The organism is Microseira sp. BLCC-F43 (assembly GCF_041929235.1).
Lineage (GTDB): Bacteria > Cyanobacteriota > Cyanobacteriia > Cyanobacteriales > Aerosakkonemataceae > Microseira.
The window spans coordinates 34,158-46,578 of sequence record NZ_JBHFNP010000313.1 but is presented as its reverse complement, the minus strand read 5'-3'; the positions used below and the strand labels follow the sequence as shown (position 1 = coordinate 46,578).

The 12,421-nt window shown below is 45.2% G+C and carries 13 protein-coding genes; 7 read left to right on the top strand and 6 right to left on the bottom strand.

All coding sequences use genetic code 11. The features are described 5' to 3' along the window. The first annotated feature begins 64 nt into the window (after window positions 1-64). The 3 genes from ACE1CM_RS42065 to ACE1CM_RS42055 all read left to right on the top strand — a co-directional run bounded on the left by ACE1CM_RS42065 (window position 65) and on the right by ACE1CM_RS42055 (window position 1,966). Window positions 65-952: a hypothetical protein gene (locus ACE1CM_RS42065; protein WP_374885231.1), complete on the top strand. Its 888-nt coding sequence runs from the start codon at window positions 65-67 to the stop codon at window positions 950-952. 181 nt (window positions 953-1,133) lie between these two features. Continuing rightward, window positions 1,134-1,517, top strand: coding sequence for a hypothetical protein (locus tag ACE1CM_RS42060; protein ID WP_374885230.1), 384 nt, complete (start codon window positions 1,134-1,136; stop codon window positions 1,515-1,517). A gap of 11 nt (window positions 1,518-1,528) precedes the next feature. Then, on the top strand, window positions 1,529-1,966 hold the full coding sequence (locus tag ACE1CM_RS42055; RefSeq protein WP_374885228.1) for a hypothetical protein: 438 nt from the start codon (window positions 1,529-1,531) through the stop codon (window positions 1,964-1,966). Between the two features lie 128 nt (window positions 1,967-2,094). Here ACE1CM_RS42055 and nrdR read toward each other — a convergent pair whose 3' ends face one another. The 4 genes from nrdR to ACE1CM_RS42035 form a co-directional block, all read right to left on the bottom strand. After that, window positions 2,095-2,658, bottom strand: a complete 564-nt coding sequence (gene nrdR / locus ACE1CM_RS42050; protein WP_374885226.1) for a transcriptional regulator NrdR — start codon at window positions 2,656-2,658, stop codon at window positions 2,095-2,097. 315 nt (window positions 2,659-2,973) lie between these two features. Next, window positions 2,974-3,069, bottom strand: a complete 96-nt coding sequence (locus ACE1CM_RS42045) for a photosystem II reaction center protein T (protein ID WP_226582684.1) — start codon at window positions 3,067-3,069, stop codon at window positions 2,974-2,976. Window positions 3,070-3,202: 133 nt separating this feature from the next. Further along, window positions 3,203-4,738, bottom strand: a complete 1,536-nt coding sequence (gene psbB, locus ACE1CM_RS42040) for a photosystem II chlorophyll-binding protein CP47 (RefSeq protein ID WP_374885224.1) — start codon at window positions 4,736-4,738, stop codon at window positions 3,203-3,205. A 508-nt stretch (window positions 4,739-5,246) separates the two neighbouring features. Further along, a complete protein-coding gene (locus ACE1CM_RS42035) occupies window positions 5,247-5,582 on the bottom strand; it encodes a hypothetical protein (RefSeq protein WP_374885222.1) in 336 nt (111 codons plus the stop codon). A 311-nt stretch (window positions 5,583-5,893) separates the two neighbouring features. On the opposite strand from ACE1CM_RS42035, the gene ACE1CM_RS42030 reads away from it, so the two are divergent. The 4 genes from ACE1CM_RS42030 to ACE1CM_RS42015 all read left to right on the top strand — a co-directional run bounded on the left by ACE1CM_RS42030 (window position 5,894) and on the right by ACE1CM_RS42015 (window position 9,957). Then, the gene (locus tag ACE1CM_RS42030) at window positions 5,894-6,586 is read left to right on the top strand and encodes a hypothetical protein (protein WP_374885221.1); all 693 of its coding nucleotides are present in this window, start codon (window positions 5,894-5,896) and stop codon (window positions 6,584-6,586) included. A 167-nt stretch (window positions 6,587-6,753) separates the two neighbouring features. Continuing rightward, window positions 6,754-8,394 carry a B12-binding domain-containing radical SAM protein gene (locus ACE1CM_RS42025; protein ID WP_374885220.1) on the top strand — a complete coding sequence of 547 codons (1,641 nt, stop codon included), beginning with the start codon at window positions 6,754-6,756 and terminating at the stop codon, window positions 8,392-8,394. A gap of 207 nt (window positions 8,395-8,601) precedes the next feature. Next, window positions 8,602-9,588 carry a lysylphosphatidylglycerol synthase domain-containing protein gene (locus ACE1CM_RS42020; RefSeq protein ID WP_374885219.1) on the top strand — a complete coding sequence of 329 codons (987 nt, stop codon included), beginning with the start codon at window positions 8,602-8,604 and terminating at the stop codon, window positions 9,586-9,588. After that, a complete protein-coding gene (locus ACE1CM_RS42015) occupies window positions 9,589-9,957 on the top strand; it encodes a cyclic nucleotide-binding domain-containing protein (protein ID WP_374885218.1) in 369 nt (122 codons plus the stop codon). It abuts the gene before it with no gap. Window positions 9,958-10,165: 208 nt separating this feature from the next. Here ACE1CM_RS42015 and ACE1CM_RS42010 read toward each other — a convergent pair whose 3' ends face one another. Together ACE1CM_RS42010 and hpnH are read right to left on the bottom strand one after the other, a co-directional pair. Next, window positions 10,166-10,981 carry a PHP domain-containing protein gene (locus ACE1CM_RS42010; RefSeq protein WP_374885216.1) on the bottom strand — a complete coding sequence of 272 codons (816 nt, stop codon included), beginning with the start codon at window positions 10,979-10,981 and terminating at the stop codon, window positions 10,166-10,168. A gap of 326 nt (window positions 10,982-11,307) precedes the next feature. After that, window positions 11,308-12,330 (bottom strand): adenosyl-hopene transferase HpnH, encoded by a 1,023-nt coding sequence (gene hpnH / locus ACE1CM_RS42005; RefSeq protein ID WP_374885214.1) that lies wholly within the window; start codon window positions 12,328-12,330, stop codon window positions 11,308-11,310. Window positions 12,331-12,421: the final 91 nt, after the last annotated feature.

Below are 12,421 nucleotides of genomic sequence, written 5' to 3'. Positions count from 1 at the left end.
GGATTAAACTGCATCAGGGCGCTCTTCTAATTAAATCTTTACTTGCATAGAAGGCGTTGAATCAATGCTCAATCGAGAGTCTTGCCAAAAATCGGAAAAAGACTTCTGCTTTGCCACCTTAGCCTTGGGTAAAAAATATCGGGTTCTGGCTTTGTTATTAGCCGAAGATCTAGAAAAATATTCGCCCAACACTTCATTTGTGATTTTAACTGATAACCCCAGGGAATTTAGCGGTCGCTCTAACGTTCTAGCCTTTAAGCATCGACAACAAGGGGTTAAATGTTGGCACGATAAAAGGTTTGTTCTTGCTAAAGCATTAGAGCTATTTGATACTTGCATATTCATTAATGCAGATATGCGAATATTGGGTGACGTTTCCGGGGATATAGAATGGCTTCCAGGAATAACAGCAAGAAGTGGAACCAGCATCCTTAAACATAACGAAAACCGGCATAAAACTTTGGCAATTATTAAAGATTTAGCCGATAAATTAGATCTAAAATTAGAAGAAGTTAAATGGATTAACGAATTTTTATTTACCGTTAAAAGAGACGCGGGAAAAGAGATTGAATTTTTAAGACTGTGGGAAATGATGGCTCCTTATTTTGAGATCCAAGGAGTTCACGATGGAGAAGGAAACGCTATCGGGATGGCGGCTGTTAAAGCCGGGTTGCCACTTAGATTAGACTCTATAGATAGGTTTCCCTTCTTCAACGATAGAATAGAAGCAGAAAGAATCAAACGTGGATTGGTAGATCCGAATGAAAAATTGATCTATTTTGAAATCCAAAAAAAGCTCGAACATCCTCACCAGTCTAAACTGGAAAAACTGGCGAACAAAGTCAGTAATAAATTGATGTATTTCTATCGTTCGTTAAGATTAAAAGTGGTTTGCCTGCGGGATTTTGAATTGTATTATTTAGGAAAACTGAAGAATCAAAAGAATACGTGATTAAAGAAAGAGATAAATCTGACGAAGAAACGAAGAAACTGCAATATGTCCTACTATACCTTAGTATTTCCGAACCTTTAACATATGGGAAGCGAGAAATACCTCCCAGCCTATTTTCACTTAATTATCAAAAAGGATTAAGCACATTATGGCTCGACAACAATAATTCTGCTTTGGTACGTTGGCATTAGGTGATAGTTATCGCGCTTTGGCTTTGGAATTAGCTAAAGACATAGAGAAATATTCGCCCCATAGTTCCTTTGTAATTCTTACAGATAAGCCTCACTACTTTAGCAACCAACCTAATGTTTTATCTTTTTCTCATAAACAACAAAGTGTTGGGTGTTACCATGATAAGAAATTTGTGATTGAAAAATGTCTAAGCTTATTTAATTGTTGCATATATATTGATGCAGATATGCGAATATTAGCTCCCGTGCCTCAAGATATGGAATGGATTCAAATACCAGGGATAAAAGCTAGAGCTTGTCATAGTATGACCAAAAGGTATGCAAGAGTTCTAGATGGAAATATTGTAAAGAGTTTGCAGTCGTCAATAAGGTAGCAGAAAAATTGATGCTAAACATAAAAGATGCTGGGGTAAAATTTGTCTATGAATATTTGTTTGTACTAAGTAGAGAATGTGGAAAGGAAACAGAATTTTTAAGGCAATGGGAGGCGAGCGCACCTTATTTTGAGTTAAACGGAATTTATGATTCAGAAAAAAGTGCAATAGGATTGGCAACGGCAAAAGCGGGATTACCTGTAAGATGGGATGCAATCGAGGGGATTTCCTTTTTTAAGGACAGGACAGAGTTAGTAAAAATCAAAAAGGGACAATCAGATCCAAAAGAAATGTCTAGTTATTTTGAAAAGCAGAAAATGCTTGAATACCCGAAAAGATCGATTTGGAAAAAATTAGCTGTTAAACTTGCTAAGAATTTTGGATACGTTTATCGTTCGTTGAGGTTAAGGAGCGATCCGCTAAAAAATTTTGATTTTTATTACCGATAAAGTTTGTGAAGTGACGATAGATTGCACGAACGACAAACGGGTGCGATATGCCTCCCTTCCGCTGGCGCGAACGCCAGCTGACAAACTATCTTTCACAGAAGCGATCGCTCCTTTATAATTTAGCTGGGTTAAGAACGAGCCATAAAAGAAGCCTCTGTTTCCCGTCGATCGGAATCCTCTGCGGACTGTTCTAAATTTTGGGAAAAATCGGCGGCATTTTCTTGATTATCCGTTTTATCGGCATTATTTTGCAGCCGATCTAAAGTCTCTACAAAATCTCGAATACCCTGGAATTTACGATAAACAGAAGCGAAGCGCACGTAAGCCACTTCAGAAAGCGATTGCAGCTTCTGAAGTACCATTTCTCCGATTTCATTGCTGCTAACTTCGCGCAAAGCGCGTTGCTGGAGAAGCGATTCCACCTCATCTACAATCTCTGAGAGTCGCAGTTGGGGAATACCCGTTTTTTCACAAGCTCGAACTATACCGCGCAGCAATTTAGAACGGTCAAAAGATTCTCGCCTCCCATCCCGCTTCAGAACAGTGATGGACACAAATTCAATTCGCTCGTAAGTCGTGAAGCGATGCTTGCACTGTAAACATTCTCTTCGGCGGCGGATACTTTGTCCCGCTTCTGCGGAACGGGATTCGAGGACGCGATTTTCTCCATGCTGGCAGAAAGGACACTTCATGGTGTCAAAATCCTTTTGAGTCAGTAGTCAGCGAAGTCTAGTTAACCCAAGTTGCTAATTGCTAATTGCTAATAGGTAATTGGATTCATAAGGGGTTCCGATGTTCGCAATTACCCATTACCCATTACCTATTACCAGTCCGCAAAGGATGTAACTAGCAACTTGCGTTAGTAAAAAAGCGAAAGCCAACTGTTACCTTTTTATCTAGCCAACCAGCGATTCTCCAAGGGAGAGGCGCGCGATCGCCAAATAGGTCACAGCGGCTTTTGCTATTGAAAGGTTACCAGCAGCAACAGAGAAGATGAAATTTGCTAGTTACTTCTCGATCCGAGGCGGTTCGCGGAAGGCAATAGCAAAGAAAAGGACACCCAGCGTCAACGCTAGGATCAAAATGTAAGCAAAGCTTTCCATATCAAAAATTCCTGACTATCCAGCCAACTATCAGTCTACCAAGCAGGTGTAAAAAAGGTCTAACGGACTGACGCGCTTTAATAGCAATTTTTCGTCATCGTTAGACCCAGATCAAGACAAGAGCTAGCAAACCTTAAATTTGTTCCTGGCGGCGGGTGGTCTTGTCACCCAATTTCTGGAAGAAGCCCCATTCGACTTGTTCTTCCGATAGTTCTGGGTCGATACCGGCAAACACATCGCGGAACAGAGTCCGAGAACCGTGCCAGATATGACCGAAGAAGAACAACAAGGCGAAGCAAGCATGTCCGAAGGTGAACCAACCGCGAGTGCTGGTACGGAATACCCCGTCAGACCCTAAGGTTTCCCGGTCAAACTCGATGATTTCTCCCAATTGAGCTTTACGAGCATACTTCTTCACATCTGCCGGGTCGGTGAAGGTTTGACCGTCGAGTGAGCCACCGTAGAAGCTAACCTTGACGCCAGTTTGCTCGAAGCTGTACCTAGATTCTGCCCGACGGAAGGGAAGGTCAGCGCGAACAATTCCATCGCTATCGGTCAGGATAACCGGGAAGGTTTCAAAGAAGTTGGGCATCCGGCGCACGGTCAATTCACGACCTTCGCCATCGGTGAACACCGCGTGACCCTGCCATCCTACTGGAATGCCGTCACCGTTATTCATCGGCCCGACGCGGAACAGACCGCCTTTGGCAGGACTGTTGCCCACATAGTCATAGAATGCCAGTTTTTCTGGAATTGCCGACCAAGCTTGGGAAAGGCTGGCACCTTCATCCAAACTTGCTTGGACGCGGCGGTTAATTTCTTGTTTGAAATAACCTTGGTCCCATTGATAGCGGGTGGGGCCAAACAGTTCGATGGGGGTAGCAGCATTGCCGTACCACATCGTACCGGCAACTACGAAAGCGGCAAAGAATACAGCCGCGATACTGCTAGAAAGTACGGTTTCGATATTCCCCATCCGCAGCGCTTTGTAGAGGCGTTCCGGTGGGCGAACGGTCAAGTGGAATAAGCCAGCAATGATGCCAACGATACCCGCAGCAATGTGGTGAGCGACGATGCCACCGGGGTTGAACGGGTTAAAGCCAGCAGGCCCCCATTCCGGTGCTACAGGTTGGACGTGACCCGTCAACCCATAGGGGTCGGAAATCCACATCCCAGGACCGAACAAGCCGGTTTGGTGGAATGCGCCGAAACCAAAGCAGAGAAGACCAGATAAGAACAAGTGAATGCCAAACATCTTTGGCAAGTCCAGCGCCGGTTCGCCGGTGCGGGGGTCTCTGAAGAGTTCCAGATCCCAGTAAACCCAGTGCCATACGGCAGCTAGGAACAGCAAACCGGAAAGGGCGATGTGAGCGGCGGCAACGCCTTCAACCGACCAGAATCCCGGATCGATTGCTGTTTTACCGGGGACGACGCTCCAACCGGCCCAAGAATCTGTTACGCCCAAGCGAGCCATGAAGGGCATGACGAACATGCCTTGACGCCACATCGGGTTCAGTACTGGATCGCTGGGGTCATAAATAGCCAGTTCGTACAGTGCCATCGAACCGGCCCATCCTGCCACGAGAGCAGTATGCATTAGGTGTACAGATATCAATCGGCCTGGGTCATTCAGGACGACTGTATGTACTCGGTACCAAGGTAGTCCCATTGACTACGCTCCTCCTCGATTGGTGGTGTTAGTTCGACGAACTTTTGTGCTGTTTGTTAAAGTTTTAGATCTTGTATCTGTCCACTGAATGTCCTTACCGGGCTTGGCTTGGAACGCTGTGGGCAGTTTAACAGTGCCTTTAACAAAATTAGAGTGTTTAAAGAAGTGTAACTATTGATAGAACCTAATGCAAGCAGGTTGAGGAGATGTGGCATTGGGAATTAGGGCTTGGGCAGCAAGCAAGCGAGCGGAAATACAAAGGTTTTCGGCTTAAGTGTCAAATTTTCTAGTTCCTGCCTGATTCTTAATCTTTCTTTACCCGCGCTGGGCGCCCGCTTGGCCGCTGGTTTGTAGTGGCGCAAGGACGCCCCAAAACCCCGATATCGGCTTCTGAGTGACATGCTCACGACGCTGATGCTTAACCGGGTAAGGTTGCTCGTATAACCAGGAAGTCTGATCAGTAATGATGGGAATCCCCACCATCGCGCCAGCTTCTGCGGGGAGGATGTCACAAAACTACAGATTGTATGTTCACCAACTGGCAGGTAGCTTCTGCTGCCCCTAGTCGCTCAAGTACCTGGTCACCCGTAATCAGCCGTTTCAGTATCACGTGACTGATACTTTGAGCAGCTTGACTCACTTGGTTGGGGTCGATGGGCTTGACTTCCACGGTTAAAATAGCGTCTTCTACGCGATAAAGCCATAAAATCTCGTTTCTTTCTACCAGACAAAGGTTCAATCGCCGAATATTGGGTTGGCGTCGCCAAGCGATTTCGTTCCACAGGCCATCGGATGACCATACTCTGCTGACAGCCCATCCCTCAGAAAGAAAAAAATATTTCACAGATTTGTTTTTGCAACTGTGCCTTTCAGCAATTATTACATCCGCGATCGCACCCAACCCGACCGCTTCCGCTTTTATATCACGTTCAGCCTGTTTTGCGCGATCGCTTCTCCATCCTCCTGAGATACCTTAAGTCTTTTTTTATACCCTCAACCTCTTTTATATGCCTTTTTTAGGGCAAAAATCTGGTATTTTTACTGTTTCTGGCAGTTTATTCTTTAATATACGGTAGAAATGTTTATTCCTAACCAGCCACGCTGGCATAGGGTCATATTCAATACCACCAGGGTGCAAACCGCGTTTCACAGATCATGCAAAACTTTAAAACCGATTCCGCAATTACTTGGCATAATCTCCTGGAGGAGAAGATCGGCTCGTCTGAAGCGAAGATGCGTGCAGTGCTTGAGGCGATGACCGATCTCGTGCTGATCGTAAATACGACTAGCAGCGAACTCGAAAGTTTAGAAATTATCCCAACTAATTTAATTGTTTTAAATCAACACCGCGCGGATTTAATCAGCCAAATAGTAGAACAATTTTTTCAGGATCGGACGGCTAATACCTGGTTGGATAAAGTGAGGCAGGCAATAGAAAAACAGCAAATACTCCAATTTGACTACAGTTTAAGTCAGGGTGAAGAAATTTGGTTTACCGTTAGGATTACTCCAATTTCAGATAATTCAGCCCTTTGGGTGGCGCGGGATATCAGCGATCGCAAGCAAGCAGAAGCCGCTTTGCAACAAAGCGAACTGCAAGTTATAGAAAAGGCGCAACAGCTAGAACTAACTGTCGAGCAATTAAAACGTAGCCAATCTCAGTTAGTTCTGACTGAAAAAATGGCTAGTTTGGGTCAGGTAGTTGCGGGAATTGCCCACGAAATCAACAATCCTACCAGTTTGATCTACTGCAATATCGACCCAGCAACTAACTATGCTCAAGATTTACTCGGTTTGGTGGAATTATATCGCCGAAATTACCCTCAACACAAAAGTGCAGACTGGTAGGGTGGGTTATCAGTGGAGTACGGCACCGAAAGCTTGTGGAATGGTGCGTTACGTTTCACTAACGCACCCTACAGCTGCTCTCTATGCTCAAAAAGCTTGCAATTACGATTTGGACAATTTAAATTGGGCTAGTGTCATCACCAAAAAAGCGTGTGAGGGGAACTTGGATGACTACTACGCTGAAAGACTTTGAAAAGCCAGTTCCGGAGATGGTTGGGGAAAGAATTCGCTATATTCCCCAGAATCATCGCCGCATTCTCTGCGTTTTTCCCAAATACAGCCGTTCTTTTGGGACGCTGCACCACGCCTACCCGCTGACGGGCAAGGTAAAGGCGTTTATGCCACCCCAAGGTATATTAATCGTGGCTGCGTATTTGCCTCAAGAGTGGGAAGTGCGGTTTGTCGATGAAAATATCAAACCAGCGAAGAAGGCAGATTATAAATGGGCGGATGTGGTGATTGTCAGCGGGATGCACATCCAGCGTCCTCATATTAATCGGATTAACGAACTGGCGCACCAACAGGGCAAAATAACAGTTGTGGGTGGGCCTTCGGTGTCGGGTTGTCCCGAATATTACCCGGATTTTGATATTTTACACATTGGCGAGTTGGGAGATGCGAGCGATCGCATGATCGAATACCTAGACTCACACAAGGAACGTCCTGCCCAACAAATTCGCTTTGAAACCAAGGAACGCCTACCTTTAAACCAGTTTCCCACTCCGGCGTATCACCTGGTCAACCTGGATCAGTATATGCTGGCGAATATTCAATTTTCTAGTGGTTGTCCTTATCGCTGCGAATTTTGCGATATTCCGGAATTATACGGCAGAAATCCGCGCATCAAGACTCCAGAACAAGTTATCGCCGAATTGGATCAGATGCTGGCATGTGGGAATCCAGGGGCGGTGTATTTTGTCGATGATAATTTTGTAGGCGATCGCCGCGCCGTCATGAATTTACTGCCCCACCTGATAGACTGGCAAAAGCGCAATGGCTATCCCGTCCAATTCGCTTGCGAAGCCACGCTAAATCTAGCAATGAGTCCGAAGTTGCTGGAAATGATGCGCGAAGCTTATTTTTGTACGGTTTTTTGCGGCATCGAAACCCCGGAAAAAGATGCACTCCATTCGATTTCCAAAACCCACAACCTCAGTATGCCAATATTAGAGGCAATCAAAACATTGAACAGCTATGGCATGGAGGTTGTATCGGGAATTATTATGGGACTGGATACGGATACCCCCGATACCGCAGACCGAATATTAGAGTTTATTCGTCTCTCTAATATTCCCATGCTGACGATTAACTTGCTCCACGCTTTACCCAGAACTCCCCTGTGGCGCAGATTGGAACAAGAAGGGCGTTTGGTTGACGATGAAAGCCGCGAATCGAATGTAGAATTTTTGCTGCCCTACGAACAGGTGGTAGAAATGTGGCGGCGCTGCATTACCACCGCCTACGACCCAGAATTTTTATATCAGCGGTACGCCTACAACGTGCAAAATACTTACCCAAACCGGATTAAGGTTCCTAATAGTCCCGCTCGCACTTCTAAGGAGAAAATTCTCAAAGGTTTGACTATAATGGGCAATATTCTGCTTCGAGTCGGCTTATTTGGCAATTACCGCCAAACTTTCTGGAAATTTGCTAAACCGGCTTTTAAAGCGGGTAAAATTGAAAGTCTGATTCACGTTGGCATGGTCGGTCACCACCTAATTCAGTTTGCTAAGGAGTGCGCTAGCGGCAAAGAGTCCGCCTCTTTCTACTCGCAGAAATTGCGTCAGCAACCCCGTGAAATTACGTAAATTTAAAAAATAGACGAGCAAAAACCAATGGGAGGTGAAATTCGTAGAAAAATTTGTTAAACTTACCAGAGACCGCCAGGGAAATAATTATAAAGTCAGCGCCAAAATAAATTTATGCTGATAGCAAAAGCGAAATTTATTTCTGAGCTAGTTCTGGGTGCAAGTCTAACGCTCCTGAGCAATTGTCGAGAAAAACCAACCAACTGTATGAAACAAAAATTATCTCGCCTCAAGCCATTCCTGCACTGGGCAATTTTAGGAGGAATGCTGATATTTTTGGTGAAAGCATTCCAAAATCATTGGCAGGAAGTAGCGGCAATTAGAATTGAACCAGTAGGATGGTTTTATCTAGCAAGCGCCATAGTAGTAACCTTACTGGCGTTTAGTTGTGCGGGATGGGTGTGGAGTTTGACCCTGGGAGAATTTAACCAACCTTTGAACAGCATTTGGGTGATTAAAGTTTACTTGAAAACCCACATTGCTAAATATTTACCAGGACATCTTTGGCACTACTACGGCAGAATTTGGAACGCTAAAAATGCAGGGGTTTCGCCAGAAATTGCTACCTTAAGCGTGGTTATAGAACCATTTTTAATGATAGCAGCAGCGTTATTGACTACTTTAGTAAGCAGTCATTTATCTGGAAGTATATCGCCAACTGCTCAGAGTTGGACTTTGCAAGTACCCTGTTTAGTCGGAATTTTGACTATTGTCCATCCGCGGGTTTTGAATCCCTTGATCGGATTTACTGGAAAGTTCAAGAAAAACCCTACCTGTCCTAATATTAATGCGGCGGCATGTATCGAACGCTATCCGTTAAAATTATTATTAGGGGCATTGTGCTTTATCAGTCTGCGATGCGGGGGTTTTTTGCTAACATTTATCGCAATAAATCCGGTAAGTTTAAATCAACTGCCGATGCTGGTTAGTAGTTTTAGTTTAGCTTGGCTGTTGTCGGTGGTAGTTCCGGGGGCGCCGGGAGGGGTGGGGGTGTTGGAGGGGACAGCGGTCGCACTCCTAAATCAATCGTTCCCAACAGGTGTATTATTAAGTATCGTCGCCCTATTCCGCTTCATTTCCATTTTGGCAGAAGTAACGGGTGCAGGGTTAGCTTGGCTAGACGAACGTTACCACAAATCGGAAGATAAAATAGAAACCACTCAACCAGCAGCAGAATACATTCGCATCGAATAAATGACAAACCCAGCGCTGACAGTCAGCATCCTCCAAAAACAGTCCCAACCTAAAACATTTTCAGCAGGTCAAACTATCTTTAAAGAAGGCGATCCGGCTGATTTAATGTACGGTATCCTGTCTGGAGAAGTTGATTTATTGGTCAACGGCAAGATTGTAGAGACAATAGAGACAGGTGCAGTTTTTGGCACCGGGGCGCTAGTTGAGGTAAAAGATAGAACTTATAGCGCCATCGCAAAAACTGACTGTGAACTAGCTTATCTCAATCGGCAGCGTTTTCTTTTCGCCGTACAAGAAATGCCCATGTTTGCGCTTGAGGTAATGAAAAGCTATTCTGAGCGAATTAGTCGATTAGCGCAGATGGTTTAATTCACAGAAACCCGGTTTGTTAAATTCAGATATTGCATCACGCCGTTAACCCGCCAGGGAATTAATTCCCTGGCTAATAGCAAAAGTCCTCTTCAGAGGACTAGGTATTCCAGTCTATTTTAATGGACTTAGGCTACTCGCCTGGGAAATTTATTTCCGGGTGGGTCCAAAGGTGCAAGATATCGGTTAAAGAAACCCGATTTCCGATCTAACATCCAGCAGCTGCTTTAATAGGCTCAAGCAAGTTTAAAGGCAAGTGCATCATATTTAATTTAGTAGGTTCCCATCCTTTAACATCAGGGCCATGATAATCGCTGCCGCCTGTCATTAACAAGTCGTATTCTTGACACAGTTTTTCTAGATTGCGGACTTCCGAAGCACTGTGAGTCGGATGGTAAACTTCCACTCCCATTAAACCCGCATCCACCATTTCTTTTAGCACGTCCTCGACTTTACCGCCGCGAAATAGATAGGGATGCGCCCATACTGGAACTGCACCGCTATTCCTTAATAATTCTATCCCTTCAACAATAGAAAATTTCTCGTAATGCACGTAAGCTGGTTTATCATCTCCCAACCAGCGATCAAATGCTTCTTGGGATGATTGGACGTATCCCGCTTTGACTAAAGCAGCGGCAATATGGGGGCGTCCCGGTGCCATTCCTTCGCCTAAAGTGGGCATTTCGATTGGGTATCCCAACTTGGCTAGGTTTTCTACCATTTGTCTGGCGCGACGGAAACGTCCTTCTAAGCGCAAATGCAATCCTTGATTCAATTTCTCCCGCTTTGGGTAAAAACCTAGAATGTGCAGAGAACGGTCATTATGAACGGTACTTAATTCCACTCCCGGCACAATTTCTATTTGGTGTTCGAGGGCGGCGCAAAACGCTTCATCCCACCCAGAAAGCGTATCGTGGTCGGTAATAGCAAGGGCGCGTACTCCTGCGTTAGCAGCAGCAGCAACGAGTTGTGTGGGCGTTAAAGAGCCGTCAGAATAGGTTGTATGACAGTGAAGTTCTAGCATCGGGGATGGCGCAATAAGGCATGGGTTAATAGAGTTCTTGCAACAGTCCGCCACTCCGCCAGGGAATAAATTCCCTGGCTAATAGCTCAAGTCGGTTAAAACCGACTATTTTATACGTGCTTTTTTAGTTTATTTTAATCGACTTGAGCTAAAAGCCTTTGAAATTTATTTGCGGGCGGTTGGGGATTGACCACGCTATTCGGTTTTAACCGACTATTTTATTTGTGCTTTTTAGTCCATTTTAATGGACTTGAGCTATTAGCCCGGAAATAAATTTCCGGGCGGGTGGGGATTTCGCGCTTTAACCCAAATGCGTAGATACCGTACTATTTAGCCATTCCAAACACACTGCTAGCAGCACGCATCATGTTTTTCGGTTCTAATGCATCGATTGCTGCGGTTGGCTCGAAGCCGCAATGCATCATACAATCAGCACATTTGGGATTACCGCTCTTGCGACCGTATTTGCTCCAATCGGTATTATCCAGCAGTTCTTGAAATGTGGAATAATGACCTTCGTTTAGCAGGTAGCAAGGCTTTTGCCATCCCAAAACGCTGTAACTCGGACTTCCCCAAGGCGTGCATTCGTATTCTTTCTCGCCTGTGAGAAAATCGAGAAATAGCGGGTTGTGGTTAAAGCTCCAGTTATTCTTACCTGCCTTGTAGGGAGCTAAGATTTCGCGGAAAATAGCTTTGGTTTGTTCCCGCTTGAGGAAATGCTCTTGATCCGGCGCCCATTCGTAACTATAGCCTGGGGAAACCATTATGCCATCGACTCCCAAGCTGCTGACGAAGTCAAAGAATTCCTGCATTTCCTTGGGATCGCTGTTTTCAAACACGGTAGTATTAGTCGTCACGCGAAATCCTTTCGCTAAAGCGACGCGAATCGCTTTTACCGCAATATCGAAAACGCCTTCACGATCTACGCATTTGTCGTGATGTTCCCGCAAACCGTCTAAATGGACGCTGAAACTAAAGTAAGGGGAAGGCTCAAATTTATCTAAGCTTTTTTCCAACAAAATGCCGTTTGTGCAGAGGTAAACAAACTTGCGGCGCTCGACCAATCCCTTGACAATTTCACCAATTTGTGGGTGGAGCAGCGGTTCGCCGCCGGGAATGGCGACAACGGGTGCGCCGCATTCTTCGGCGGCGGTAAAGCACTCTTGGGGGGTGAGATTGCGTTTGAGGATTTCGTTGGGATGTTGAATTTTACCGCAACCTGGACAAGCGAGGTTACAGCGAAATAAAGGTTCCAACATCAAGACGAGGGGGAATTTTTTCCGACCCTTCAAACGTTGGGTGACTAGATATTTGCCGACTTCGAGGGCTTGTTGTAAATTTATTGCCATAGTACTCCTCTCACCTTGTTTGCGTGCATCAGCAGCGTTCGCTTCTAATCAGAGTCGCTGTTTTAGCTACAGTCTCTCCGTTTAGTGTTCC

Bases quoted from the DNA above. Each gene is read 5' to 3' on its own strand.
- ACE1CM_RS42065 (WP_374885231.1), top strand. From the start codon at position 65: ATGCTCAATCGAGAGTCTTGCCAAAAATCGGAAAAAGACTTCTGCTTT.
- ACE1CM_RS42055 (WP_374885228.1), top strand. From the start codon at position 1,529: ATGCTAAACATAAAAGATGCTGGGGTAAAATTTGTCTATGAATATTTG.
- nrdR (WP_374885226.1), bottom strand. From the start codon at position 2,658: ATGAAGTGTCCTTTCTGCCAGCATGGAGAAAATCGCGTCCTCGAATCC.
- ACE1CM_RS42045 (WP_226582684.1), bottom strand. From the start codon at position 3,069: ATGGAAAGCTTTGCTTACATTTTGATCCTAGCGTTGACGCTGGGTGTC.
- psbB (WP_374885224.1), bottom strand. From the start codon at position 4,738: ATGGGACTACCTTGGTACCGAGTACATACAGTCGTCCTGAATGACCCA.
- ACE1CM_RS42030 (WP_374885221.1), top strand. From the start codon at position 5,894: ATGCAAAACTTTAAAACCGATTCCGCAATTACTTGGCATAATCTCCTG.
- ACE1CM_RS42025 (WP_374885220.1), top strand. From the start codon at position 6,754: ATGACTACTACGCTGAAAGACTTTGAAAAGCCAGTTCCGGAGATGGTT.
- ACE1CM_RS42020 (WP_374885219.1), top strand. From the start codon at position 8,602: ATGAAACAAAAATTATCTCGCCTCAAGCCATTCCTGCACTGGGCAATT.
- ACE1CM_RS42015 (WP_374885218.1), top strand. From the start codon at position 9,589: ATGACAAACCCAGCGCTGACAGTCAGCATCCTCCAAAAACAGTCCCAA.
- ACE1CM_RS42010 (WP_374885216.1), bottom strand. From the start codon at position 10,981: ATGCTAGAACTTCACTGTCATACAACCTATTCTGACGGCTCTTTAACG.
- hpnH (WP_374885214.1), bottom strand. From the start codon at position 12,330: ATGGCAATAAATTTACAACAAGCCCTCGAAGTCGGCAAATATCTAGTC.